Annotated in this window: 22 protein-coding genes; 7 read left to right on the top strand and 15 right to left on the bottom strand. The window is 55.0% G+C overall.

Annotation, left to right across the window (positions count from 1 at the left end; genetic code table 11):
* The first annotated feature begins 54 nt into the window (after positions 1-54).
* From LG204_RS09400 to LG204_RS09390, 3 genes are all read left to right on the top strand, one after another.
* Positions 55-456, top strand: coding sequence for a hypothetical protein (locus LG204_RS09400; RefSeq protein ID WP_230337027.1), 402 nt, complete (start codon positions 55-57; stop codon positions 454-456).
* 27 nt (positions 457-483) lie between these two features.
* Positions 484-993, top strand: a complete 510-nt coding sequence (locus tag LG204_RS09395; protein WP_230337026.1) for an HPP family protein — start codon at positions 484-486, stop codon at positions 991-993.
* A 90-nt stretch (positions 994-1,083) separates the two neighbouring features.
* Positions 1,084-1,830 (top strand): TerC family protein, encoded by a 747-nt coding sequence (locus LG204_RS09390; protein WP_230337025.1) that lies wholly within the window; start codon positions 1,084-1,086, stop codon positions 1,828-1,830.
* A 68-nt stretch (positions 1,831-1,898) separates the two neighbouring features.
* Here LG204_RS09390 and glnE read toward each other — a convergent pair whose 3' ends face one another.
* Positions 1,899-4,634: a bifunctional [glutamate--ammonia ligase]-adenylyl-L-tyrosine phosphorylase/[glutamate--ammonia-ligase] adenylyltransferase gene (gene glnE, locus LG204_RS09385; protein ID WP_230337024.1), complete on the bottom strand. Its 2,736-nt coding sequence runs from the start codon at positions 4,632-4,634 to the stop codon at positions 1,899-1,901.
* 174 nt (positions 4,635-4,808) lie between these two features.
* On the opposite strand from glnE, the gene acs reads away from it, so the two are divergent.
* A complete protein-coding gene (gene acs / locus LG204_RS09380) occupies positions 4,809-6,770 on the top strand; it encodes an acetate--CoA ligase (RefSeq protein ID WP_230337023.1) in 1,962 nt (653 codons plus the stop codon).
* Between the two features lie 141 nt (positions 6,771-6,911).
* Here the strand turns inward: acs and LG204_RS09375 are convergent, their stop codons facing one another.
* From LG204_RS09375 to LG204_RS09340, 8 genes are all read right to left on the bottom strand, one after another.
* Complete coding sequence (locus LG204_RS09375) at positions 6,912-8,123, bottom strand: PepSY-associated TM helix domain-containing protein (protein WP_230337022.1); 1,212 nt, start codon at positions 8,121-8,123, stop codon at positions 6,912-6,914.
* Positions 8,123-10,609 carry a TonB-dependent siderophore receptor gene (locus LG204_RS09370; protein ID WP_230337021.1) on the bottom strand — a complete coding sequence of 829 codons (2,487 nt, stop codon included), beginning with the start codon at positions 10,607-10,609 and terminating at the stop codon, positions 8,123-8,125. Before LG204_RS09370 ends, LG204_RS09375 begins: the two co-directional genes overlap by 1 nt.
* Before the next feature lie 160 nt (positions 10,610-10,769).
* On the bottom strand, positions 10,770-12,929 hold the full coding sequence (locus tag LG204_RS09365) for a TonB-dependent siderophore receptor (protein ID WP_230337020.1): 2,160 nt from the start codon (positions 12,927-12,929) through the stop codon (positions 10,770-10,772).
* A 45-nt stretch (positions 12,930-12,974) separates the two neighbouring features.
* Positions 12,975-13,967, bottom strand: a complete 993-nt coding sequence (locus LG204_RS09360) for a FecR domain-containing protein (RefSeq protein WP_230337019.1) — start codon at positions 13,965-13,967, stop codon at positions 12,975-12,977.
* Positions 13,967-14,473: a sigma-70 family RNA polymerase sigma factor gene (locus tag LG204_RS09355; protein ID WP_230337018.1), complete on the bottom strand. Its 507-nt coding sequence runs from the start codon at positions 14,471-14,473 to the stop codon at positions 13,967-13,969. Before LG204_RS09355 ends, LG204_RS09360 begins: the two co-directional genes overlap by 1 nt.
* Before the next feature lie 117 nt (positions 14,474-14,590).
* Entirely contained in the window at positions 14,591-15,382 is a 792-nt protein-coding gene (locus tag LG204_RS09350) for a sulfite exporter TauE/SafE family protein (RefSeq protein ID WP_230337017.1), read from the bottom strand.
* 203 nt (positions 15,383-15,585) lie between these two features.
* Positions 15,586-15,840 carry a beta-lactamase hydrolase domain-containing protein gene (locus LG204_RS09345; RefSeq protein ID WP_230337016.1) on the bottom strand — a complete coding sequence of 85 codons (255 nt, stop codon included), beginning with the start codon at positions 15,838-15,840 and terminating at the stop codon, positions 15,586-15,588.
* Positions 15,841-15,889: 49 nt separating this feature from the next.
* Positions 15,890-16,204: an ArsR/SmtB family transcription factor gene (locus LG204_RS09340; RefSeq protein WP_230337015.1), complete on the bottom strand. Its 315-nt coding sequence runs from the start codon at positions 16,202-16,204 to the stop codon at positions 15,890-15,892.
* 102 nt (positions 16,205-16,306) lie between these two features.
* Between LG204_RS09340 and LG204_RS09335 the strand changes: the two genes are divergently transcribed.
* From LG204_RS09335 to LG204_RS09325, 3 genes are all read left to right on the top strand, one after another.
* Positions 16,307-17,002 carry an MBL fold metallo-hydrolase gene (locus tag LG204_RS09335; RefSeq protein WP_230337014.1) on the top strand — a complete coding sequence of 232 codons (696 nt, stop codon included), beginning with the start codon at positions 16,307-16,309 and terminating at the stop codon, positions 17,000-17,002.
* A 52-nt stretch (positions 17,003-17,054) separates the two neighbouring features.
* Positions 17,055-18,623, top strand: coding sequence for a peptide chain release factor 3 (locus LG204_RS09330; protein WP_230337013.1), 1,569 nt, complete (start codon positions 17,055-17,057; stop codon positions 18,621-18,623).
* 87 nt (positions 18,624-18,710) lie between these two features.
* Positions 18,711-19,436, top strand: a complete 726-nt coding sequence (locus tag LG204_RS09325) for a Crp/Fnr family transcriptional regulator (protein ID WP_230337012.1) — start codon at positions 18,711-18,713, stop codon at positions 19,434-19,436.
* A 47-nt stretch (positions 19,437-19,483) separates the two neighbouring features.
* Here the strand turns inward: LG204_RS09325 and LG204_RS09320 are convergent, their stop codons facing one another.
* The 6 genes from LG204_RS09320 to LG204_RS09295 all read right to left on the bottom strand — a co-directional run bounded on the left by LG204_RS09320 (position 19,484) and on the right by LG204_RS09295 (position 25,184).
* Positions 19,484-20,164, bottom strand: coding sequence for a hypothetical protein (locus LG204_RS09320; RefSeq protein ID WP_230337011.1), 681 nt, complete (start codon positions 20,162-20,164; stop codon positions 19,484-19,486).
* Positions 20,165-20,193: 29 nt separating this feature from the next.
* Positions 20,194-20,556: a response regulator gene (locus tag LG204_RS09315; RefSeq protein ID WP_230337010.1), complete on the bottom strand. Its 363-nt coding sequence runs from the start codon at positions 20,554-20,556 to the stop codon at positions 20,194-20,196.
* A gap of 55 nt (positions 20,557-20,611) precedes the next feature.
* Complete coding sequence (locus tag LG204_RS09310) at positions 20,612-22,804, bottom strand: ATP-binding protein (RefSeq protein WP_230337009.1); 2,193 nt, start codon at positions 22,802-22,804, stop codon at positions 20,612-20,614.
* A complete protein-coding gene (locus tag LG204_RS09305) occupies positions 22,794-23,381 on the bottom strand; it encodes a biliverdin-producing heme oxygenase (protein WP_230337008.1) in 588 nt (195 codons plus the stop codon). The genes LG204_RS09310 and LG204_RS09305 overlap by 11 nt, the downstream gene beginning before the upstream one ends.
* A 195-nt stretch (positions 23,382-23,576) precedes the next feature.
* The gene (locus LG204_RS09300; protein ID WP_230337007.1) at positions 23,577-24,350 is read right to left on the bottom strand and encodes an alpha/beta hydrolase; all 774 of its coding nucleotides are present in this window, start codon (positions 24,348-24,350) and stop codon (positions 23,577-23,579) included.
* Positions 24,351-24,767: 417 nt separating this feature from the next.
* Positions 24,768-25,184, bottom strand: coding sequence for a hypothetical protein (locus LG204_RS09295; protein WP_230337006.1), 417 nt, complete (start codon positions 25,182-25,184; stop codon positions 24,768-24,770).
* Between the last annotated feature and the right edge of the window lie 92 nt (positions 25,185-25,276).

The following is a 25,276-nucleotide window of genomic DNA, read 5'->3' as shown; positions in this document are numbered from 1 at the left end:
GATGCTTGCCGAATCGGGTATGCTGCACACATTCCCGATGGATGAGGTCACATCATGTCACTCACGCACAGCCTGGATGCCCTGCAATCGCTGCTGGCAAGTCAGTTGCCCTGCCCTGTTATCAGTGGCCGGCCCGAGCAAAGCCTCGGGCTTTATCTTTTTCCATGGCATATTTATCAACCGCGGGAGCTAAGAAACATCAACGTCTCAGCGTTTGCCCAAAGGCCGTGCAGCTTGAGTGTTGTGCTTCTACCAAAAGCGGATTCGGTAGCCACATCGCTGGATTTGCTCGACCAGGCCATGACAACCATTCAAGCCCAACCGATCCAGACAACTGTCGATGGCACGGTGCAGATCATCCTGGATGCATGGTCAGCAGACACGATGATGCAATTCTTTACCGCAGCGGCATTACCGCTGCAAAGCGCCCTCGCCTGCGAGTTACGCACTGTCTAGTCTTTATACAACGCCAAAGGAGACGTCATGCAACACTGGTTCAGCAAACTAAAAGGCGACCACGCCGCACTGCCACCCCGCGCACCGGCCAAAGCCATTCTTCTGGCCTGGCTGGGCGGATTTCTAGCAATTGGCGTGATTGCAGGTCTGGCGGACCACTGGTCACTGGCATTGGTGCTGGGCTCGTTTGGTGCGAGTTGCGTGCTGGTATTTGGCTACCCTGATGTGCCATTTTCACAGCCTCGCAACATTATTCTGGGGCATGGCATCAGCACCGCCACTGGCCTGCTCTTCCTCACCTTGTGCGGCCCCCATTGGTGGGCCATGGCGCTGGCGGCGGGGACTGCCATCGCATTGATGATGGTCACGCGAACTGTTCACCCTCCCGCAGGCTCCAATCCGGTGATCGTGTTTCTGCTGCAACCGGGCTGGAGCTTTCTGTTATTGCCTACGCTGACAGGCGCCCTGATTCTAACGCTGGTAGCATTGCTATATAACAATGCAACACGGCCCGGGAATTACCCAAAATACTGGTAAGCCTGATTAAACGCTGAACACCCGCGGATGCAAGACCCCTGTACTTACTGCATATTGATTAACCAACCGACATAAAAAACGGAGAACCGCATGTTTGAATGGCTGGCAAGCCCTGAAGCCTGGATCGCCCTGGGCACCCTGACCGCACTGGAGATCGTGCTTGGCATTGATAACATTATTTTCATATCCATCCTGGTCGGTCGCCTGCCCACCCACCAGCGGGCACTGGCACGCAAGCTCGGGCTCAGTCTGGCGATGCTCACCCGGCTGGCACTACTGTTTTCTATCTCGTGGGTCATGAGCCTGACCGAACCGTGGTTCACCGTGCTCTCGCAACCAGTATCTGGACGCGACATTATTCTGATTGGCGGTGGCTTGTTTCTGCTGGCAAAAGCCACGCATGAAATTCACAACAGCCTGGAAGGAGAAGCAGAGGAAGCCAGCGGCATAGCGGTGGCCAAAGCCTCGTTTGGCATGAGCCTGGTGCAGATTGCGCTGCTTGATGTGGTGTTCTCGCTGGACTCCGTCATCACCGCCGTAGGCCTGGCGGATCATGTCTCCATCATGGCGATTGCCATCATTCTGGCGGTTGGCGTCATGCTGTTTGCGGCAAAATCTATCGGCGACTTTGTTGATAATCACCCTACCATCAAGATACTCGCCTTGTCTTTCCTGATACTGGTGGGGATGACCCTGGTGGCGGAAGGTCTGGAATTCCATGTACCCAAGGGGTATATCTACTTCGCCATGGCCTTCTCGGTGGTGGTCGAGATGATCAATATCCGCATGCGCAAAAAGTCCGACACCGTGCGCAAGCTGAATAAAAGCCAGCCCTGATACCTAAGCAAGGTCAGTCAGCTCCGCCCAGCCTGCATGGTGGACGGAGCTGACTGACAACCATAACCCTAATCGTTGAATACCTGCTTCCACAGGCTGCGCACCGCCTCGGCATCGGCGGCTACCGCCGATAAAGGCACGCGCGATTTGGTCTGCTCCTGCAAGCGGCTGGCGTGCTGCAAGCTGCGATAACGCCTATATGCTTCAGCGGCGGCTGTCGCCAGCGCGGCATCAATCAAACCCAGACTTCCCAGCTTGCCCAGCAAGCTGATATTGCCCAGGTTTTCCGTCAGTTCCAGGTGCTCGGCAGCGTGCGCCAGCACCAGATACTGCACCATAAATTCCACATCAATAATACCGCCTTCACTTTGCTTGAGATCAAACTCTGTCGCTGGCACGCTATGGCTTTCGCGCATGCGGCGGCGCATGTTGAGCACCTCCTCGCGCAGCTTGGCCACATCGCGTGGCTGGCAGATCACCTCTTCGCGTATGCGGCTGAATGCCGCGCCTATCGCTTCATCGCCCGCACTGAAGCGTGCGCGGGTGAGCGCCTGGTGTTCCCATACCCAGGCTTTATTGCGCTGGTAATCCTCAAACGCCTCCAGTGAGCTGACCAGCAAACCACTGGCGCCATCCGGCCGTAACTGCAAGTCGGTTTCGTAGAGCAAGCCGGCTGAGGTCAGGCTGTTAAGCCATGTATTGATGCGCTGGCCAAAACGCGCATAGGTATCGCGTGCCTCGGGGGCATCATCGTCATACAGAAAAATGATATCAAGATCAGAGGCATAACCCAGCTCGCGCCCGCCCAGCTTGCCATAGCCGATGATGGCAAACTTGGGCGTTTCGCGATGCTTGCCGCGCAAGGTGGGCCAGATGGTATCCATGGTGGCCTGCAAGACCAGGTTCGCCAGCGCGCTCAGGTAATCCGACAAGGTTTGCAGTGGAAGCTCACCGGCAATATCCTGCGCGGCAAACCGGAAAACAGCGGCATGTTTGAAATGGCGCATGGTATCCATCTGCCGCTCGACGTCGCCTTCCACCTCGGCCAGACGGCGCTGCAGGTCCTGGCGCATGGCATCAAAATCCGGCTCGGCATACAGGCTGCGCGTATCCAGCAACTCATCGAGCAAAATGGGGTGCTGGGTCAGGTATTGCGCCAGCCATGGGCTGGCGGCCACCAGCTTCACCAGCAGACTTAGTACGGCCGGGTACTCGGCCAGCAGCGCGAGATAACTGGCGCGGCGGCAGATGCTTTCCAGCAGATCCAACGCCCGTGTCAGCGTCACCTGGGGCCGCCCTTCCTGTGCAGACAGCTGAATCACCGTCGGCATCAGAATATCCAGTCGCTGACGGCTCAGCTCAGGCAGATTGCGATAGCGGCTACCGGCATGCAGCACATGCAAGCGCCGCAGGGTATCTTCGGCATCTTCATACCCCGCTTCACGCAGGCGGCGCACCGCTTCGCCCTCTTGCACGGCGCCTTGCCAGATATCGTTTATGGGCTTCAAGGTTTGCAGATTGTTATCCTGGCGCCCCACCGCTACATCGCTAAACACTTCGCTGAAATGCACCTCGACCAGGCTGCGATGGGTTTCCAGCGCCTTGCGCAGCAAATCCCAATGCGCAAAATGCATGCTGGTGGCAATGCGTTGCTGGGCTTCCGGCGTGGTGGGCAGCTCTTGGGTCTGGGCGTCTTCCACATATTGCAGTCTATGCTCCAGGTCACGCAAAAAGACATAGGCCTCGCGCAACTCGCGCACGGTACGCTCCGGCAGAATCTGCTTTTCCTGCAAGCGCTGCAGCACCGCCAGCGTCGGGCGTATCTGCAGGCTGGCATCACGCCCGCCGCGTATCAGCTGAAACACCTGCGCGATAAATTCAATCTCGCGAATACCGCCGCGCCCCAGTTTTATGTTGTCGTGCATGTCACGCCGATTCACATCGCGCTGTATCTGCACCTTGAGATCGCGCATGGAGGCAAACGCGCCATAGTCCAGGTATTTGCGGTAGACAAACGGCCGCAGCAAATCGGCCAGTACCTGCTCCGGCCCGGCAATTACCCGGCCCTTGATCCAGGCATAGCGCTCCCATTCACGCCCCTGATTCTGGTAATACTCCTCCAGAAAATTCAGGCTGCAGGCCAGCGGCCCTTCCGAGCCATAGGGCCGCAAGCGCATGTCCACGCGAAAAACAAAGCCATCCTCTGTCACGTCATCAATCGCGGCGATCAGCTTTTTGCCCAGGCGCGCGAAGAATTCATTGTTGCTGAGGGAGTTTTCACCCGTAGTCTCGCCATCCTGCTCAAAGGCAAAAATCAGGTCGATATCCGACGACACATTCAGCTCATATCCACCCAGCTTGCCCATGCCCACCACGATCAGCGACTGCTTGTCGCCGCGCTCACCCATGGGTTCACCGTACTGGGCTTCCAGCCATGGCGTAAGATGCTGCAGGGCAAAACGCACCGCCACCTCCGCCAGTGCGCTCATGGTCTGCATCACCTCATCGAGGTCGGCAAGATCATTCAGATCCCGCGCAATCACGCGCAGCATCACGCGCTGCCGCAGGCCGCGCAAGGCGCGCTTGAGGCTGGCCTCATCGGTTACCGTGCACTTGGCGAGATAGAGCCGCATGTAATCGGCCCGCCACGGCAGCATGATTTCGGCATCGAGCTCCTGCAAGAGCTCAGGGTATCGGGTTAACAGACGCTGGCAAAACGGGCTGCAGCACACGGTATGGCGCACCCATTGCGTGGTCTGGCTGCCATCATGTTCATCAGAGAGAATTTGCGAGAGTGTTTGCATCAAAAATCAGCTTGGCTGGTGGTATTATGTGGAAGATTTTTTTCGTTACCTTTTGTAACAGCTGAAGAATAACCCAAAATCAGGCCGGGCTGGGGTTAGCGACCATCAGGTCAAGCCAACCTCATCACCAGGCCACTGATAACACAACGATAAGTGCTTGCTGGAGATCTCTGAATGTCATCGATTGAAACCGTTCTGACCGAAACCCGCGTTTTCCCCCCACAGGAGGCCTTCAAGCAGGCAGCCACCATTTCAGGTCTGGAACAATATACCGCGCTCTGCCAGCAGGCCGAGCAGGATTACCCAGGCTTCTGGGCTGCGCTCGCGCAAAAGGAGCTGGATTGGCACAAGCCGTTTACCGCCGTGCTGGATGAAGCCAATGCGCCTTTCTACCGCTGGTTCCACGATGGCGAACTCAATGCTTCCTACAATAGCCTGGACCGTCATCTCTCTACCCGTGGCGACAAAGCTGCCCTGATTTTTGAAGCCGACGACGGTACGGTCACCAACGTCACCTATCGCCAGCTGCATCAGCGTGTTTGCCGCTTTGCCAATGCCCTGAAAAAACAGGGGGTAGGCAAAGGCGATCGCGTGATCATCTACCTGCCCATGAGCGTAGAAGCGATTATCGCCATGCAAGCCTGCGCGCGTATTGGTGCCATTCACTCCGTGGTGTTTGGCGGCTTCTCCTCCAAAAGCCTGCACGAGCGCATCACCGATGTGGGTGCCAAGCTGGTGATCACCGCGGACGGCCAGATGCGTGGCGGTCGTGCCATGCCGCTGAAACCCGCCGTGGACGAAGCCTTGAGCTTTGGTGGTTGCGAAGCCGTGACCGGCGTGATTGTGTACCAACGCACCGGCGGCGATGTCACCTGGAATGCGCGTGACCTGTGGTGGCATGATCTGGAAAGCGCAGAATCCGATTACTGCGAGCCGACCTGGGTCAATGCCGAGCATCCGCTGTTCATTCTCTATACCTCGGGCTCCACCGGCAAACCCAAGGGCGTGCAGCATTCCACCGGCGGTTATCTGCTGGGCGCGGTCATGAGCATGAAATGGGTGTTTGACCATAAAGCCACGGATATTTTCTGGTGCACGGCCGATGTGGGCTGGATTACCGGCCACAGCTATGTGGCCTATGGCCCACTGGCGCTGGGCAGCACGCAAGTCGTGTTTGAAGGCGTGCCGACTTATCCCGATGCTGGTCGCTTCTGGCAGATGATCGAAAAACACAAGGTCAGCGTGTTTTACACCGCGCCCACGGCGATTCGTTCGCTGATTAAGCTGGGCGGCGATTTACCCAATAATTACGATCTTTCCAGCCTGCGCCTGTTGGGCACGGTGGGCGAGCCCATCAACCCCGAAGCCTGGATGTGGTATCACAAAACCGTGGGCCGCGAGCGCTGCCCGATTGTGGATACCTGGTGGCAAACCGAAACCGGCGCCCACATGATTGCCCCGCTACCCGGCGCCATCAATGCCAAGCCTGGCTCCTGCACCCGCCCCCTGCCCGGCATCATGATGGATATCGTCAATGAAGATGGCAGCCATATTGATGGCACCGGCGGTGGTCTGCTGGTAGTCAAGAAACCATGGCCATCCATGATACGCACCATCTGGAACGACCCGGAGCGCTTCAAGAAATCGTATTTCCCTGAAGAGCTGAAAGGCGTTTACCTGGCCGGTGACTCTGCCCACCGTGACGACGATGGCTACTTCTGGATCATGGGACGTATTGACGATGTGCTGAATGTCTCCGGCCACCGCCTCGGCACCATGGAAATCGAATCCGCGCTGGTGGCCCATCCGCTGGTGGCGGAGGCTGCCGTGGTTGGCAAGCCGCATGAGATCAAGGGCGAATCCATCGTCGCCTATGTGGTGCTGAAAGGCGCCCGTCCAGAAGGCGATGAGGCAAAACAGATCGTGGCGCAACTGCGTGACTGGGTCGGCAAAGAAATCGGCCCCATCGCCAAGCCCGATGAAATCCGCTTTGGCGATAACCTGCCCAAGACCCGCTCCGGCAAGATCATGCGCCGCCTGCTGCGTTCGCTGGCCAAGGGCGAGGAGATCACCTCGGATATTTCCACGCTGGATAATCCGGCCATTCTGGAACAGCTGAAGCAGCCTGTTTCCTGATAAGCCGCCATCACAGGCTGACGTAAACGTCATGCATAAAAAAGCCGCAGACATCTGCGGCTTTTTTATTGGCCTGATTTTGATTGCCTTGAATATGTGTGTTTCCCTATTGAAGCTACGATAAATAACGTTTTTATCAGGCTATCTGGCAACGCGTCGTGATTGCTTGCCATGGCGCTTTTTCCACCAGATCAGTACCCCCGTCACGGAGACCAGCACCAGCGCCAGGCCGCAGAAACTCACAAATATGCGGTAAGGCAGCCCAAACACCTGCCCCATGTGCAGCGCGCCCAGCCAGTTGCTGACGGTATTCCCGGCCTTGTCGCCCGTGGGCAGCCACCAGCCTTTGATCTCGCCCGTCGCAGCGTCAATCAGAATCGCGGTGTTACCACGATCACTCCGCAGATCGGCATTGCTATGCACAAAATACGCATACAGCCCGCGCTGCCTGTCCAGCCGCAAGCGGTCTTCAAAATCCACCTTGAGCCCACGCTCGGCACTGAAACGCTGCATGGCATGGCGTGCCATGGCGTGCGCATGAGGCCACGGCATGGGCTCACGGGAGAGAGGCTGTGCCAGCGGCGGAATGGCGCGCCATGAAAGATCAAAGGCAAACATGGTTTTCATCATCGGCATATACACCTGCTCACGCAGATTGAACATGACACTGGACCAGGCAAACATCAGCAATACCAGGCATAGCCACAAGCCAAACGCCCGATGCAGATCAAAGTTGATGCGGGTAGCACCGGCCTGCCACTTGATCAGCCAGGCCGGTTTCCATCGACTCAGATAGGATGCCTTGGCTGCCTGCTGCCGTCGCGGCAAGGTGAGATAAAAAGCGATCACGCTATCCAGCGTCCACAGGACGGCGATGATGCCAAAAATCAAGCGTCCGCTATTGCCCGGCAAGGCCAGCGAGTAATGCAATTTATAGAGAAAGCCCACCAGCGTTTCGCGCTCAAACAGACTCTCGCCACGCAAGCGCATCCCCAGCATGGCGGCGGTTTGCGGATGCACGAACATCTCATCCGCCAGCAATGGTGGGGCTTTGCCATCCACAGACGGGCCTGGGGTCAACCGGAACGCAGCGGATTCACCAGCTTCCACATGCAACAGCAGCTCATCCACCAGCATGCCAGCGGGCGCCTGCCGCTGGGCAGCCTCGCGCAGTGCATAGGCATTCAGCGGCGCGCCCCCCGCCTGCCATGCCGGATGCAGCAAGTGAGGATTCAGCCAGCCGTCGACCTCCTCCTCAAAAGCAATGATCGCCCCGGTAAACCCGGCCACCACCAGAAAACCCGCCATAGTGAGGCCCACCCAGCGATGCCAGACAACAAGATAAGCGCGCATTACCAGCTATAGGTCAGCGTGCCCATCACATTGCGGCGGTAACCCCATTTGCAGCCATCACCATAGTAGCCACAGGTTGCTACATACTCTTTGTCGAACAGATTGCTGGCATTGAGGGCGAATTTCCAGCCTTTCCATTGATCGCCCAGGCTGGCAAGGTCGTAACGCAGCGTAGCATCCACCAGCGTGTAAGACGGCAACTTGTAGGTATTCTCATCGGTACCGTAAGTCGAGCCGATATAGCGCAAGCCGCCACCCACGGTTAAGCCCGCCAGGATAGACTCTGGCAGACGATAATTAGCCCATAATGCCGCGGCGTGTTTGGGCAGGCCGCTAGGCGTATTTCCCTTCACCCCATCATTACTTTTGGTGATCTCCAGCAACGTGTAGGTGTAGCTCGCCACCAGATCCAGGCCGTTATCGAGTTGCGATTTCGCTTCCGCCTCAAACCCACGCGACTGCACTTCCCCACGCTGAATCATCTTGTTGCCAGTATCCAGTGGGTCATCCGTTGTCACGTTCTGGCGGGTCAGGTCAAACAGCGAAAAAGTCAGCATGGTGCGCTGCCCTGCTGGCTGGAAACGCGCACCCACTTCATATTGCTTGCCAGTTTCAGGCTTGAAAGGCGTGCTCCCGCGCGCTTCAGAAGTCCGTCCGATCACAGGCAAAAACGACTCTGTATAGCTGGCATACGGCGCCCAACCATTGTCCGCCAGATACACCACGCCTGTACGCCAGGTATTGGCGCTGTCATTCTGGTGGTCAGAATTGCTGTCATCCAGATAATCGCGGGTAGAGGTTCTGGCCCAATCGCGACGGCCTCCCAGGGTCACGACCCATTTCTGAGCGATCTTGATTTGATCCTGCAAATAAAAGCCTGTCTGCCGCAGGCGCTGGGTGGCATCACCGGTGACAGAAAAATTGGGCGAAGCCGTCCCATAAACCGGGTTATAAAGATCGAGGCTGGACACTGTGGCAAAGGTTTCGTCCACATGGCTTTTCATTTTTTGAGCGTCCAGGCCAATCAGCGCCGTATGCTCAATGTCTTGCCCCTGGCCCCATTTCAATTGCACATGGTTGTCGATCGAGAGATTATCCACATCGTCCCAGCTACCGCCGGAAAAGCGTCCCACGGTGCGCTGGTCGCTCTGCAAGCCGGTCATGTAGGTGGAGATGGTGGTGCTCTTCATGTTCTGGTAACGCAGGTTCTGCCGGAACAGCACGTTGTCGTTAAAAATATGCTCAAACTGGTAACCCAGCGAATAGCGCTCCTGATTGAATTTATCTACCCCTGGCTCGCCGACAAACCGGCTGGTGGATATCTTGCCGTAGGCGCTACTGTAGAGCGTCCCTACGCGCGGCCAGGCCTGATAGCCTTGCCCACGCTCGTTTTTCTGGTAATCGGCAAGCACAGTCAGCGTCGTAAAATCGCTGGGGCGCCAGGTGATGGCGGGGGCAATAAATACCCGGTCATCCTTGACATAGTCAATCTGGCTCTCGCTATCACGCACCAGCGCGGTGAGGCGATAAGATAAGGTCCCATCATCGGTGAGCAATCCACCAAAATCTCCCGCCAACTGCTTGCGGTCGTAACTTCCCAACTGCACTTGCACCTCGTGCAACGGTTTATCGGTAGGCCGCTTGCTGACCAGGTTGATCAGGCCACCTGGGCCACCTTGCCCATACAGAATGGAAGATGGGCCACGCAGAATTTCCACCCGCTCCAGACCATAAGGCTCAATCACCGTGCCGCCCTGATTATTGAAAGCATAAGAGCGCAAGCCATCGCGATACTGATCGCGGCCATTGGAATCAAAGCCACGAATGGAGATGCTATCCGCGCGCGGGTCTGGACCATTGGCTTCCGCCAGCACCCCGGCCGTGTAGCGCAAAGCGTCGCTGACAGACTGCACGCCCTGCGCATCCATCTGCTCACGCGTCACAATCGCAATCGATTGCGGCGACTCGATTACTGCAGTATCGGTCTTGGTCGCGGTCAAGCTGCGCTTTGCCACATAGCCCTTGGCAGGGCCGGTTGGGCTCTCCTGCTCCGCCGCTGCACTGACTTTCACCTCAGGCAGTTGCTCGGCTTTGGAAGAAGGTTGGGGTTGCACTTCTGCCTTGCGCAGTGTGTATCCGCCATCGCTGACCGTCGCGGCCTCCAGCCCGGTATTCGCCAGCAATGCAGACAAGCCTGCAGTTACTGTGTAGCGACCTTGCAGGCCTGCACTTTGTCGCCCCTCGGTGAGCGCCCCATCCACCGAGAGCGCAATCCCGGCCTCGGCAGCAAACTGGCTCAACACCCTGCTCAACGATCCAGCCGGAATCTGGTACTGGCGCGCACTGGAAGCCTGCTGCTCCGCCGCCTGACTATTATTGATGATATGCGGAATGGCAAGGCTTAATGGTACCGCCAGCAATGTCAGCTGAACGGCTTTCACGATGCGTTTTTTGAAGAAACGCCCATGGGCATGATGATGTTGCATGAATTCCCCTTTAATGAAATTGATTCGGCAATGCTTCATCTGTATTGCCAATCGAAATCAGAAAAAGGGAACCCTCTTTTGGTGATCTGAATAAAAAAAATGTCCTGTCTCATCAAACAAGGCATTTCCGTGATCACGCCGAGCGCTACTGGTATCAGGGTTACCAGGTATACGTTGCACTGGCAATGGCAGCCCGGCGTGCACCTATCCAGCAATCACCACGGGTAATGCAGGTGGAGACATACTCCTTGTCAGCCAGATTGCTGGCGTTCAAGGTATAACGCCAATTGCCATGGTCAAAACCCAACATCGCGTCGAACAGCGTCACATCCGGTGTTTTGACGATATGGGTAGAATTCCAGGACTCGCCTATATAACGCACCCCCAGCCCCGCTCTAAAGCCATCGACATTACCTATCGAGAAACGCTTGGTCAGCCAGCCGGACGCAAGGTATTTGGGGATGGTTTCAACTTGCTGGCCTTTTTCGGCGGGGTTATCTGTTGTGCCATAGGTCGCACGAGTAAAGCTGTAGGCCGCGATCAGGTCCCAGCGGTCACCAAAGCTGGTACCAGCTTCCAGTTCCAGCCCTCTCGAATAAATGGTGCCTTTCTGGGTATACATGTTATTGGCAACATAGATGGGGCGATTCTCATCCACCAGATCATAGACAGCAGCAGTAAAGCGGGTACGGCCGCCTACTGGCATGTATTTCAAGCCCAGCTCCCACTGCTTGCCTTCTTGCGGCTTCAGGTAGCCCCCATCCACGGACATGTTCGACAGCGGGATAAAGGATTCTGAATAGGAAACATAAGGCGCCCAGCCATTATCGAATACATAGCTAAGGCCATATCGCCCCGTTGTTTTGTTGCTTTCCTGACGCTCAGACCCTTCATTCTTGTTCTCGGCCTTGTCACGACGCAACCCGGCAGTGAGTACCCAATTCCGATCGAATTTCACCTGATCTTGTACATAGAGACCGGTTTGCATCAGGCGTGCTTCAGGCAGCGGACTCAAGGTGGCAATAGAATCCACATTGCCATATACCGGATTGTAGATATTAATCAGATTGCCAGTGCCACTATCAAAACCCGCCCAGCCAGTCTTGCGAAAACGCGCATAATCAAGCCCCATCAATACCGTGTGCGACAAGGGGCCAGTTTCAAACTTGGCCTGGGCATTGGTATCGATATTCAGTGTGAAGGAATGCGTTTTTGAAATATCGTTGTAGCGGGCCAAGGTGCGTTGATCAGCTGTTGGAAATGGATTGACGTCAGGATCAAATGTGAACGAGTTCACATAAAAGGAGCTGTAGTTATTGCGGCTCTTGGTCCAACGCAGGTTCTGGCGGATGGTCCAGGTATCATTCAAGGCATGCTCGAACGCCCACCCAAGATGGGTGGATTCACTGGTATAGCGGTCCAGTCCAGGCTCCCCCAGATAGTTGTCATAGGGAATGCGGCCATTCGGGTTGGCTCTCAATACCCCGTATACAGGAAGAAACTGGGGGGTGGGCAGACCATCATCCAGTTGATAGCGGGCCATCAGCGTGAGATTGGTTTTGTCATCAGGCTTCCAGGTTAAGGTAGGTGCGAACAAGGTGCGCTGGCTGTATGCATGATCAACCTGGGTATCCGTGTCTTTGCCCAGCATGACCAGACGATAAAACAAGGTATCGCTATCAGCGATAGGGCCTGTGAAGTCAGCCTGAATCTGCTTGAAATTGTAATTTCCCAGCGACACGCCTATCTCTCGCCTGGTTTCAGTCAAGGGCCGCTTGCTGATCAGATTGACGATGCCACCCACGCCGCCCTGCCCATAAAGCGTGGAAGAAGGACCTCGCAGAACCTCTATGCGCTCCATCATGTAAGGGTCAGGGCGTATGCTTTCTGAATAGTAGGTATTGATCTGGCGCAGGCCATCAAGATATTGCACGGCTTCCATACCTCGAATCGAATAGCCATCTGAACGTGAGTCTGAGCCGTACTGATCAGCAACGACACCGGCGCTGTATCGCAATGCTTCCTGAATAGACATGGCCTTCTGGTCGGCTATCTGATCGGCAGTGATCACCGAAATGGATTGCGGCGTTTCCAGAATCGAAGTGTCAGTCTTGGTAGCGCTAATAGCACGCTTTGCCACATAGCCGCTGACTGGTCCGGTGGCAGTCTCTTTCTCCTTATTGGCCGTCACACTGACTTCTGGCAGCTGTGCAGGCTCAACATCTGCCGCGCGTGCCAGGGAAGGCAGCAAAGTCATGGTCAACATGGCAATCAGCATCGGCAACCATGGAAAAAAGAAAAACGAATGCAGCGAATGCATGAGTATTTATCTCCCTTAGTTAGTTAATCAAGAAAGCAAAGCGAGTTAGGTGGACTCGAGCGTCACCCACCACGGCAGCAGACGATGCACACGCACGGGCAAGGTTTGCTCGAGCAGATGGAGTGCCCGGTCGGTGTCTTGCAGCGGGAATGCGCCGACGATGCGCAAATGAGACAAGGCGGGATCGTAACCAAGGTGGCCGCGACGATAACGTTCAAGTCGGGCGACAAACTCCGGGAGCGGCAAGTTATCTGCGACGAGCATGCCACGTGTCCAGGACTCCATGGCGGGGTCTGCTTCGTGGGCAGGCTGGATGGATATGCCATCAAAGCTGCTTTGCTCGCCCGCTTGCACGATCAGACCAGGCTGGTCGGCCTGCTGCAGGCGTATGGCGACAGCACCTTCAAAAACCGCCACGTGGGAGCGCTGGCCGTCGTCGAGCACATTGAAACGAGTACCGAGCGCCTGCAGTTGTCCATGTCGGGTGGAGACAATGAAGGGGCGACCCGGCTGCATGGTGTCGGTGGCGGTCTGCACCCAGACTTCTCCAGCAACCAGTTGAATGTGGCGCTGACTGGCACTGTAATCAATGTTGACCGCGCTCGCGGTGTTGAGCCAGAGGATGCTGCCATCCGCCAATTGCATGCGGCGACGTTCGCCAATGCGGGTGGTATGTTGTGCCATCAAGATTCCTGACCATTGCTGCACAGCAGGCTGCCGTGCGATGCTCCAGCCGCCTGCACTTATCAGGCAGAGGGCCAAGATGGATTTGACTACCCGGCGACGACCCTGGCTCAGGGTGTGCAGAGTTTGGCGCGCGGCGTCATCTCCCATGTGTTGAAATTTGCGCATGACGTTTTCCACTTGCTGCCAGGCCAGGCGATGCGCATTGTCCTGCTCCAGCCAGGCCTGCAAGGCCGCACGCTCCTCAGTATCAAACTCCCCTGCGTGCAACATGGCGAACCATTCCGCGGCTTGCTGCAGCGTGGCGTATGAGGGATTCGCGGCAATGTGGTTGTTGTCCACCAGCGCTTCCATCACACTGCCCTACCCAGTGTCAGGCACGCCAGCATGGCTTGTGCCATGTATTTTTTCACCATGCGTTCAGAGACGTGGAGCTCAGTGGCAATATCGGCATACTTCATGCCATCCATCTGCGACAGCAGGAATGCTTGCCTGACCTTGACAGGCAGACCGGACAACATGCGCTCAATCTCGAACAAGGTCTCCAGCACCATCAGGCGCTGCTCCACTGAAGGCACCATGGATGGCGGCAGATGCATCAAGGCATCCAGATAAGCCTGCTCGACTTCCCGGCGACGCCAGTGGTTAACCACCAAACCATGTGCCACATGCGTCAAATAGGCGCGCGGTTCACGTATTGTGTGTTGCGAAGGCGATGACATGATGCGCACAAAGACATCCTGCGCGAGATCCGCCGCCTGATGGGTACAGCCCAGCTTTCGGCGTAACCAGCCGGAAAGCCAGCCATGATGATCGCTATACAACGCATGAACGGTTTCGGAAACCAGACCTGAAGACATGACAATAATTTATCAAATGAGAATTATTATCATAATATGGCCTGCGCTCGGCAAAGTCAAAATCGGCTTTACGCTGGAGATCACTGGCTTTGTTTAAAAACTTGTCATGCAATCAAATCAAGCTGCCCAGGCACGCCATAGCAAGCTTATAGAAGCGATTGCCGCGAGTAATGAAAAGAGTCTTTGCATCAGGAGCTTGGGCATGGTGGGCAGCATACGCATACCCACCACCATGCCCGCGATGGCACCCAGCGCAAAAGGCAACGCAACATGCAGATCAAGCAAGCCGTTGCCCGCCGAGAACGCCAGGGTGGTCAGTGAAATAAGCGCCAGGGCCGATAGCGTGGTAGCAATGATGGCGGGATACCTTAAATTTGAAAAGTGCTGCAACGCTGGCAACACCACAAAACCTCCACCCAGGCCAAGCAAACCTGACAGAAAACCGGCCAGGCCGCCCGAACCGGCAAGACTGTAAACACAAGGCACATTCCACATGAACCTGTCCCCTACAGGATGTACCAGGCAAGGCTGAGCATTCTGTAGCGCACGCTCAGAAGCAACAAACCATTTGCGCCAGCCCACCCATAACAACAGCCCAGAGGAAACCACCAGCAATACCCGATCAGGAGTCACCTGCGCCAGCCATAAGCCCAATGGCATGACCATGATGCCTGTGGTCGCGATGAGCATGGCGGCACGATATCTCACCTGCCCTTGTCGCAAGCCAAGCATGCTTCCAGTACCGCTCGCGAGGGCAACGGCCAGCAAAGCAACGGGGGCAGCATGGCGGACATCCAGTCCGAACAACACAATCAGCATGGGGCCAGCCAGCATGCTGCCCCCAGCGCCGGTCAGGGCAAGCAGCAGGCCAACTATCGCCCCGGTTAGGGCAACACCCCAGGATTCCATGCCACGGGCCTAACGGCTTTTAAACTTCCGCCACAATCGGCGTATCAAGCATTTGCTCTTGAACCATTGGCACATGGCACTCCAGCCAGCCTCCTGCGTCTGCGCACTTCCCTCCTGATAGAGCGCCTGAGCGCGCTGATACAAGGTGCTGGCGCGATTGCCACTGCGGCAGAAGCCAAGCATGGGACGAGGTGCACTGTCAATCAGGCGCTTGTCTCCGCCACCTGCCCGGCACTGATCTGGTTAGGAATCACCGGCAAGGCAATGAAATACAAGCCTGCTGCCTCAGCAGCAGCCCGCAGTGCTGGCGTTGTCGGTTGCCCAGCGCCATCTTCCGCATCCGGCCGATTATTTATCAGGGTCTTATACCCGGCCGCGACAATCGCAGGAATATCCCCCTCCGCGACTTGAGTGCAGTAGCTGAACGCATCGTCTATCTTGACTGGATTAATTGCCATACTTGTCTCCTCAAATGAGTAATACGCCGGGGTTGTGCAGGAGGCACATTTACGCTTCCGCCCCGCAAAACTGCTGATACAACACCTGCATGACCGCCAGCGCCGGGCCGGGCACAATCTGGTAGTAAATTTTCTTGCCATCCCGCCTGGTGCTGACCAGCCCCTCTTCCCGCAACACGGTCAGCTGCTGCGAGAGGGTCGGCTGACGGATATCCAGCCTCTCTTCCAGCTCACTCACACAAAGCTCGTGTTGGGTAAGCTGGCAAAGCAGCATCAGGCGATCTGCATTCGCGAGCACCCGCATCAGGCGGCTGGCAGCCTCGGCGGATTGATGCATGGTTTGAAGATCAATTGCGACAGTCATGTGAGGCGGCTTTCATGCGTATGGTCAACTTGATTTAATCATTATACATTTTTATATATTATATGATAATATATTTTAACCAAGCCTATCCGGAGATCCGCCATGTTCCGCCAGCTATTCGAGCCAACCTCCTCTACCTATACCTACCTGATTACCGATGGCGATGAAGCCCTGCTGATCGACCCTGTCATTACCGAAATTGATATTTACCTCGCCCTGCTGGCTGAGCATCAACTGCATCTGGCATGGACGCTGGAAACCCATGTCCATGCGGATCACATCACGGCAGGCGGTGAGTTGCGGCAGCGCATAGGTTCGCGCAGCGCTGTCGCGGCTTTATGTGGTGCCAGTGCAGCAGACCGGCAGCTGGAGGATGGCGACACCGTAGAACTCGGGAGCAAAAGGATTCAGGTGATTGCCACGCCCGGGCATACGCCGGGCAGCCTGTCTTTTTTATGGAAAGATCGCGTTTTTACCGGGGATGCGTTGCTCATCAATGGCTGCGGACGCACCGACTTTCAGGGCGGCGATGCTGGCACTCAATATGACAGCATTACCCAGCGCCTTTTCAGCTTGCCAGACGAAACGCTAGTCTATCCAGGGCATGATTACCAGGGACGCCGCGTCAGTTGCATCGGGCAGGAGAAAACCATCAATCCCCGGCTGGCTGGCAAGTCTCGTGATGCATTCATCCAGATCATGGCATCGCTGGATCTGCCCAAACCACGCCTGATCGATATCGCCGTGCCTGCCAACCGCCGTTGCGGGGTCGATGAAGAAGTCGCACCGCAGGGCTGAGCAGCAAGACAGGGTATAATAGCGATCTTTCTTCACGCCTTTTGCCCTTGTCATGAGCCAGTCCGAGATTCAACGCCGCCGCACCTTTGCCATTATTTCCCACCCGGATGCGGGTAAAACCACCCTCACCGAAAAACTGCTGTGGTTCGGTGGCGCCATTCAGGTGGCCGGTGAAGTACGTGGCCGCAAAGCCGCACGCCATGCCACCTCCGATTGGATGGAACTGGAAAAGCAACGTGGCATCTCGGTGACATCGTCGGTCATGCAGTTCCCCTATCGCGAGCACATGATCAATCTGCTGGACACTCCCGGCCACGATGACTTTTCGGAAGATACCTATCGCACCCTCACCGCCGTCGATTCGGCCGTCATGGTGATCGACTCGGTAAACGGCGTGGAAGCGCAGACCATCAAGCTGCTGAATGTATGCCGCATGCGCGATACGCCTATCCTCACCTTCATCAACAAGCTGGACCGCGAAAGCCGCGCCCCGATTGAGCTGCTGGATGAAATCGAGTCCACGCTGGGCATGCAATGCGCGCCCATGACCTGGCCCATCGGCATGGGCAAGAGCTTCCGTGGGGTGTATCACCTGTATAACGACAGCATTTCCTTCTTTGATCCACATGCCGAAAAAGGCACATCGGAAACCATTAAGGGGCTGGATAACCCGCGTCTGGACGAGCTGATTGGCTCGCAAGCCGCCGAGTTGCGCATTGATGTAGAACTGGTGCGGGGGGCCTCCAGCACCTTTGATAAAGACGCCTATCTTTCCGGCAAGCAAACGCCGGTGTTTTTTGGCTCTGCCATTAACAACTTTGGTGTGCAATCGCTGCTGGATGCCGTGGTTGAGCTATCACCCTCGCCCCTCCCCCGCAATACGGCCAGCCGTGAAGTGGCGCCGGGCGACGCCAAGTTCTCGGGCTTTGTGTTCAAGATACAAGCCAATATGGACCCCAAGCATCGCGACCGCATCGCCTTCTTGCGCGTATGCTCCGGCCGCTTTGAACGCGGCATGAAAATCAAGCAGGTAGCCAGTGGCAAGATGCTGGCGGTGAATAATGCCATTACCTTCATGGCGCAAGACCGCAACACCACGGATGAAGCTTGGGCAGGCGATATTATCGGCATTCCGAATCACGGCACGGTCAAGCTGGGCGATACCTTCACTGAGGGTGAAGACCTCAAGTTCACCGGCATCCCATCGTTTGCCCCGGAGTTTTTCCGTCGTGCCCGACTGAAGAACCCACTCAAGATGAAGCAATTGCAAAAAGGCCTGCAGCAGCTGGCGGAAGAAGGCGCTTCGCAATTATTCCGTCCACTGATGAGCAACGATCTGATTCTGGGCGCTGTAGGTACGTTGCAATTTGATGTCGTTGCCCACCGTCTTGAGCATGAATACGGTGTAGATGTGGTATTTGAAAGCTACGACTGCTCTACCGCACGCTGGCTGCGCGGATCCGATGCCGACCTCAAGGCGATTGCCGATAAATACGGGTTTAACGTTGCACTGGATGGAGCGAACGAGTATGTTTATCTGGCGCCTAATCGCGTCAATCTGCAGATGGCACAAGAGCGTTATCCGGACATACAGTTTTTGGAAACCCGCGAAATTTTCTGATGTCAGAACGCTAGCTGAGCATTAAAGTTTTAGCAGGATAATCGTTCAACTCTCGACCAATACGAGAGATTATCAGGGGGATTTACCATGTGTGCAGACAAGTGCCGATTGCGCGAACTGGATATTTTCAAACCCAACACCGCGCAAGAGCTGGAATTCATGCAAAGTCTTCGCGTGCGGAACGTCAAGTTCCCGGCGGGTAAAACCATCGTCAACGAGCGGGCATCCACCGCCCAGCTCTACACCTTGCTTGAGGGCTGGGCCATCCGCCACAAAACCCTCAAGAATGGCCGTCGTCAGATACTCAACATCATGTTCCCGGGCGATCTGATTGGCCTGCAGCAAAACCTGCTGGACGAAAGCACCAGCAGTGTGGAGGCGATTACGGAAGTCGAACTGTGCGAACTGGACAAAAACAAGCTGTGGCTGCTCTACCAGTCGTTCCCGTCGCTCGCCTATGACATTACCTGGATCTGCGCGCACGAAGAACAGATCGTGGATGACAATCTGCTGAATGTCGGGGCGCGCTCAGCTGTGGAAAAAATTGCCATGCTGATTTTGCATGTGTTCAAGCGTTACCGGGCGCTCTATCCCGAAACGGGCAAAGTCATTCCCTTCCCACTTAACCAGCAGGATGTGGCCGACGCGCTGGGTCTTTCGCTGGCACATACCAATAAATCACTGAAAAAGCTGGAGAAGCTGGGCTTGCATAGAATTCAGGAAGGCAAACTCACCATCCTGAATGAAAAAGCGCTGGCGACCGTGGCAGATTACTTCGAATCACCGATCACGCCGCGGCCGCTGATCTGCTAATGGGATAAGTCCGGGGGCCATGCCAGCGCCCCCGCATTAAGTCATGGCTAGGCTTTTTTAGTCAGCCAGGACATGGTGATGCTTTGTGGACTGATGTCAAACTGAACATCCGCGTCATCCGCCAGTAGCTGCAGGGCAGCACGATCAATGATGGCATGCGGCGCATCATCAACCGCAGGTTGTGCATTAACATCATAAAGCGGCTGGGTGATGACGATCTCCAGGCGTGTGGGATTCTGAAAATGGATATGCAGGTCGATAGGCTGCTGGGCATGGTCTTCGATGTGGCACAACAAGCCCAGCCACGCATACAAAAATGGCGACTCGCGCACCACTGCGTAATCCACACCGGAATCCTCCGGTAGTCGCTCTACCGAAATATTGCGCAGGGTCAGAAATCCCGACATGAGTTTGAGGCCTGCGCTCACAATCGCTTCCGGCAACGCCTCGTTATCACTCGTTTCATCCCAGACACTCAGGGCACGAATGCCAAATACAGCTTCTTCCAGCTGCATATCTATCTTGTTCAGGCGCTCCAGAGTCTTGCCTTTATCAAGCACATCCTTTTCCAGATTTCGCCGCATGATGGAGTGGTTCATGCGGGTGACGGAAATCGGCCCCAGCAGATTATGGCGTAGCACCGAAAATACCTTCAGGAATACATGATGCCGTATGCCCGCCAACTGCCAGTGGGTATGTGACGATACTGACTCTTGTTTTGTCGTCATTATTATTCCCTTCGTCTTAAAGTCCGCGGTTAAGCGGTAGAGCTCAGGATGCGGTTCAGCACGGCAAGATCAATCGGTTTTTCCAGATAATGATCAAACACCTTGATCGCCTCAACGGCTGCCACATCTTTTGCTGAGTGTCCGCTGACGGCGATAAATCGCGTGTTTGGCCCCAGTCCTTTATCCTGCACCTGCTTCAACAAGACAAGCCCATGCATATCTGGCAGATTCAGATCCATGAATACCAGATCGAATGTCCCCTCATGCAGTTTCTGCATGGCCGATTGTCCATTCACTACCCACGCCACCTCATGCCCCAAGAGTTCCAATAACTCTTTAAAGGTGGCCCCTGCTTCCAGGTAATCTTCCACAATCAGAATACTTTTTTTCATGACCCTGCACTTCTATTCTAGTCGTTTGATTTTATATATATTTTATATTTCTAATTTAGTGCGAAATTCTTTTGGCTGACTCATTTCCAAGAATCGTGCATGGCAAATGCACAATAAAACTCACATACCCTTCCGCATGTTCATAGCGGATATCCCCCTGATGGGCAGCGATGATCTGGTGTGCAATATACAGGCCCAGCCCCAGGCCTGACTTATTAAGTTCACTTACCCCCTGCCTGCGCTTGAATGGATCAAATAATACACCGACAGTCTCAGCCGGAATTTCCGGGCCTGCATTTTTAACACGCAGGCAAATCTTCTCCACCTCCCGACTCAACAATACTCGCACGGGATCCCCTGCCACGCCATGGTGGCGTGCATTGCTAAGCAAGTTCGACAGCACCTGTGCAATGCGGTCAGCATCCACCTGCGCTTCAATACTGTCCGGAATATCGGCGTGCACCTGAATATCGGGATACGCCGTGACATGCTCGGCAAGCAGGTCACGCACCAGCAATGAAATGTCCGTAGGCTGTATATCCAGCGGCAAACCAAGGCCCGCTTGCAAGCGGCTCATGTCCAGCACCTGATGCACCAGTCGTTGCATGCGCATGCTGGAATTCTTGATACGCTCGCCCAGCTTGTTCGAATTCGCCCCATCCTGCATTTCCAGCATTTGCGCCGCCATGGTGATGGAGTTGAGCGGATCGCGCAAATCGTGCCCCAGCATGGCCATGAGCTGGATACGGTGACGCTCGTTGCGGGCATTGTGTGCATTGCAGGTTTTCAGTAAATCCATATGCAATTCCTGGGCCATGGACACATCGAGAGGACTCCAGGCCTCGGATTGCCCTTGCACGGTCTCTTTCCATTCCGCAAACGAGCCACGCGGCGTTAATCTGGGGCCCAGCGGCCCAATCTTGTATTGTTTCTCCGGCTTGCCACCCCAGCGTATGGTTTGGATAAGCTCTCGCCGGATGAACAGCAGCCAGCTCTTGTGGACCTTATCAATCGAAATCGCCATGACACCGCAGATATCGCCCATGACCGGACGCAAGCTCACGGGGACATCATCCACCTTATGGGTCGTATACACATCCGGCAGCGACTGATTCAGCCAGAATAGCCATGAGCGTATGAATGCTTCGGAAACATTGCCCGCGACGGCGCTTTTACCATCGTAGCTGATCACGGCCGCATCCGATGGAATCAATGTCGCAATCTCATCAACCGCGCTACGCAACTGGTTACCAAAATCTTCGGCGGCCATCAGTGCTGGCAAGAGGTTTATGCGCATTTCGGCAACCTGCTGCCGGCGCATTTGTGCCTCAATCGCTTGCAGGCGCTGTATCTCGGAAGAAAGTATCGTGCCCAGCATATGGCAGGTCATGCGCTCTTCCCGGCCGATACGATGTGGCTGCATATGGTGGCAGGCAATCATGCCCCAGAGCTGGCCATCAATCACAATCGAAATGCTCATGGAGGCAGCAACGCCCATGTTCTGCAAATATTCGATATGGATGGGCGAAACGCTACGAAGCTGGCAAAAGCTCATGTCCAGCGGCGGCATGCCTGGCAATTGCAGCAGCGTGATCGGTGGCTGCTCAACGTCGGCAATCAAACGCAAGGTATTCAGCAAATACAGGCGCCTGGCCTGCTGCGGGATATCCGCTGCTGGATATCGCCGACCACGCCAATCCTCCAGGTTCAAATGACGTGACTCTGCTACCACCTCACCACTACCATCCGCCCGGAAACGGTAAGCCATGACCCGGTCAAACCCGGTTAACTCGCGGTAATGATCGGTGACGCACTGCAAGAGGCTTTCGATATGGGTCTGGTCACGCAGATCATTCAATAGCTGCTGAAAATAAGTGGAGAAAAAAGCATGTTTATCCGCGCTGGATACAACGGGCTCAACTTCGGCGACTACGATATCTCCGGCAGCGATATGCAGCATTAGCTCAAACATGCCATCAGGCGTGGCGATGTGGCTCACCAGACTATTATGCGGCGACGCCAGATATTCCGATATGAGCCCAGCCGCGCCATTCAGCTTTTCAAGATGGTGGACCTCCAGCGTCTGGCCCAGCATAGGCGCACTGCCAAAAAAATCTGCGACATTCTCGCTGCAATAGTGCAACTTGCCCTCAAGATCAAAGGCAAGTAGAGCGCCATAGGATTGAATGGCGCCTGCCAGATGAATAGGCTCCTGATCGCAATTCTGCAAATTAACGCTAATTTGCATGGCTGGCCTGGGCGCTGGGAGATAAGTGATATGTCTGCAAACATAGTGCGAAGGCATCTCGGGCCCCCTGCTCAGCGGCCATTTGTGCCGCCTCATCAGGACATTCGCGCTCCAGCGCGCTGGCAAATGCCTGCCATGGGATGCGGCCATGCATAGCCGCCAGAGTGAAAAAGTGAGGTGCTTTGCGAGTCGGACTAAGTTGCGCTACCCGCGGCAACAGGGAGATCGCCCCCAGCATGGAGCCTTCAATCACATATTGCATGCCCCAGCGATAACCGGAGCGCAGATTCGCCATCTCGGCTACGGCAGCAGAGTGCGGATGAATGTCCATGTAGCAAGGGGTTACGAGATCAAGATCAAGGCTAAGGGCTTGAAACCTTAGCAAATTGGGTTCAACTACCTGGGCATGCAGTGGATCATGCAACGTGTGAATGATTGGCAATATCTGCTGCAACCACGCATGCAAAAGGCCGAGATGAGCCAGCACATCGGCATATTCAGCATGAGGAGCCGATATGCGGAGGCGAGCATCCAACTCGCGATGCAATGGCTGCGTAGCAATGCGCAGACGTTGCATCAGCTGAGAGACTCCATTCTTACTGCGGGCAGAGACCGTCAAGCATGTAGCCTTTCCTGGTTTTTTGGCATTGTTATTTTTTGGATAATTATAGGGAAAGTAGGAATCGTCCGATATGTCATTTGACATAGTGCATTCTGACTAACCACAGTGCTGGATTTCAATACAGAAGCGGAATCCGGACGATCAATCCGCTTACTGACGATCAATAAAATCCCCTATCGCCTGCACCAGACTACCATCCCCTCTGAAGGGTCGTGCCAGTCGCAGCACCATGTCGATATGCCCATAATCCATAAAGTAGCGCAGCTCCACCCTGCCCCCTGTTTTTTTAATCCGCTGTGCCAGGCTTTCACTATTACGGGGAAGTACGGTTTTATCCTTTAAACCAACAAGCAATTGCACGGGCGGATTGGGCGCTTGCAATACATTCACTGGCTGCGCTAAAAACTGCAGGCGATCGCCCGGGAAAATGGCATTTAGCCTGGCCGTTTGCAAAGGCAGAAAATCATAAGGACCCGCCAGCCCTATCATGCCTCGCAGATCCATCGGCGACATGCCCTGCGTCTTGAGATACTTAGGATCAAGGACCAGCAAGGCTGTAATATGCGCCCCGGCAGAATGGCCTGCGACAAATATACGGCCAGGGTCGCCTCCATACTCTGCAATATGGAGATGCACCCATGCGACTGCCGCAGCGGCATCTTCAACAAATGTCGGAAAAACCACCTCAGGGTATTTTCGATAATCCGGCACCACCACGCTGTATCCTTGCGCCGTCAATGCCTCGGCAGCAAAGCGATAATCCTCTCGTCGTCCGGACTCCCAGCTTCCGCCGTAAAAAAACACCACCACAGCACGGCTCGGCTTTTGGGCGGGTACATAAACATCCAGCGCATTGCCAGTGTTCTGCTGATAAACAATATCCAGATAGGCACGATAACCATCCGATGGAATCAAGGCGTTCATCCACCTGACAGGCGAGCAAGCGCTGCAAAGCAGCGCGATAAAGGCAAAAAAAGTACGTTTTATCATCGAGTGGATCGGCATGAAGAGAATTCAGGAAGTTGCGCTATATACGCAAAGAAGGCGAATACAGATTCATGATGGATTTGCCCTGGAAAATTCAGGCAAAAAAAATGGGCCTGCAGATGCAGGCCCGAAATATTGTTGGGGGGGTATCCAACAACAGGGAAGAGACTCCATATTAACGTCGTCCCCATTTATTGCTGTGTCTATGGTCACAACAAAGCCAGAATGCACGTTTGGCATATCACACCGAAGGTAGATGACCATGTTTAAAGACTTAAACTAAGGGTGAGAAGCGATAAGCCATGTCAATTGGCATGGCATGACAGAAGCAATGCGCGGGTTAATGCGTGGGAGTCAAACGGTATCGCTGATAGCCTGCAACTGCTGAAAACAGGTAATGATGGCGTCAATATTGCCCTTGCTGCCGCGTAAAGTTTCAAGATAGCCAGGCGCTTCTGCCTGATCATTGAGGATATAGCCAACCTGCCAAAGCGGATTCAAGCCATCCACCGCCTCGCCCAGCTTGCCGTAATACAGAATTTCTTTATGAATGCCCTTTTGCAAAGCATCCATCGTGTGTTCCGCCTTAACGATGCTTAAAGGGCTACCCACCAGAAGATGGATAAAATATTCACCGTCATAAATCATGGTGCCGCGTATTTGTTGCTCAATAAAAAAACGTCTATACGTGCGTATTTCGTTGCCGATGTGCGTCAAATCTACATTTTTGGCTTCAACAATATAACAGTAAGCCAACAGAATTTCTTTCATGGGGTAATCAGATCACTAAGAGTTAACAGCTATACCCCTGCAGGATTCATACCGGGAGACCTGGTGTAAAAAAATAATGCAACCATCTGTTT

Source organism: Methylovorus menthalis, from assembly GCF_020523625.1.
Taxonomy (GTDB): Bacteria; Pseudomonadota; Gammaproteobacteria; order Burkholderiales; family Methylophilaceae; genus Methylovorus; species Methylovorus menthalis.
The sequence above is the reverse complement of the archived record's forward strand: the minus strand, read 5'-3'. Positions and strand labels throughout refer to the sequence as shown.

Bases quoted from the DNA above. Each gene is read 5' to 3' on its own strand.
- LG204_RS09310 (WP_230337009.1), bottom strand. From the start codon at position 22,804: ATGCAAATTAGCGTTAATTTGCAGAATTGCGATCAGGAGCCTATTCAT.
- LG204_RS09340 (WP_230337015.1), bottom strand. From the start codon at position 16,204: ATGACTGTCGCAATTGATCTTCAAACCATGCATCAATCCGCCGAGGCT.
- LG204_RS09350 (WP_230337017.1), bottom strand. From the start codon at position 15,382: ATGGAATCCTGGGGTGTTGCCCTAACCGGGGCGATAGTTGGCCTGCTG.
- LG204_RS09295 (WP_230337006.1), bottom strand. From the start codon at position 25,184: ATGAAAGAAATTCTGTTGGCTTACTGTTATATTGTTGAAGCCAAAAAT.
- LG204_RS09370 (WP_230337021.1), bottom strand. From the start codon at position 10,609: ATGCAACATCATCATGCCCATGGGCGTTTCTTCAAAAAACGCATCGTG.
- LG204_RS09395 (WP_230337026.1), top strand. From the start codon at position 484: ATGCAACACTGGTTCAGCAAACTAAAAGGCGACCACGCCGCACTGCCA.
- LG204_RS09315 (WP_230337010.1), bottom strand. From the start codon at position 20,556: ATGAAAAAAAGTATTCTGATTGTGGAAGATTACCTGGAAGCAGGGGCC.
- LG204_RS09355 (WP_230337018.1), bottom strand. From the start codon at position 14,473: ATGTCTTCAGGTCTGGTTTCCGAAACCGTTCATGCGTTGTATAGCGAT.
- acs (WP_230337023.1), top strand. From the start codon at position 4,809: ATGTCATCGATTGAAACCGTTCTGACCGAAACCCGCGTTTTCCCCCCA.
- LG204_RS09320 (WP_230337011.1), bottom strand. From the start codon at position 20,164: ATGACGACAAAACAAGAGTCAGTATCGTCACATACCCACTGGCAGTTG.
- LG204_RS09345 (WP_230337016.1), bottom strand. From the start codon at position 15,840: ATGGCAATTAATCCAGTCAAGATAGACGATGCGTTCAGCTACTGCACT.
- LG204_RS09400 (WP_230337027.1), top strand. From the start codon at position 55: ATGTCACTCACGCACAGCCTGGATGCCCTGCAATCGCTGCTGGCAAGT.
- LG204_RS09305 (WP_230337008.1), bottom strand. From the start codon at position 23,381: ATGCAACGTCTGCGCATTGCTACGCAGCCATTGCATCGCGAGTTGGAT.
- LG204_RS09330 (WP_230337013.1), top strand. From the start codon at position 17,055: ATGAGCCAGTCCGAGATTCAACGCCGCCGCACCTTTGCCATTATTTCC.
- LG204_RS09360 (WP_230337019.1), bottom strand. From the start codon at position 13,967: ATGGAAGCGCTGGTGGACAACAACCACATTGCCGCGAATCCCTCATAC.
- LG204_RS09325 (WP_230337012.1), top strand. From the start codon at position 18,711: ATGTGTGCAGACAAGTGCCGATTGCGCGAACTGGATATTTTCAAACCC.
- LG204_RS09300 (WP_230337007.1), bottom strand. From the start codon at position 24,350: ATGAACGCCTTGATTCCATCGGATGGTTATCGTGCCTATCTGGATATT.
- LG204_RS09365 (WP_230337020.1), bottom strand. From the start codon at position 12,929: ATGCATTCGCTGCATTCGTTTTTCTTTTTTCCATGGTTGCCGATGCTG.
- glnE (WP_230337024.1), bottom strand. From the start codon at position 4,634: ATGCAAACACTCTCGCAAATTCTCTCTGATGAACATGATGGCAGCCAG.
- LG204_RS09335 (WP_230337014.1), top strand. From the start codon at position 16,307: ATGTTCCGCCAGCTATTCGAGCCAACCTCCTCTACCTATACCTACCTG.
- LG204_RS09375 (WP_230337022.1), bottom strand. From the start codon at position 8,123: ATGCGCGCTTATCTTGTTGTCTGGCATCGCTGGGTGGGCCTCACTATG.
- LG204_RS09390 (WP_230337025.1), top strand. From the start codon at position 1,084: ATGTTTGAATGGCTGGCAAGCCCTGAAGCCTGGATCGCCCTGGGCACC.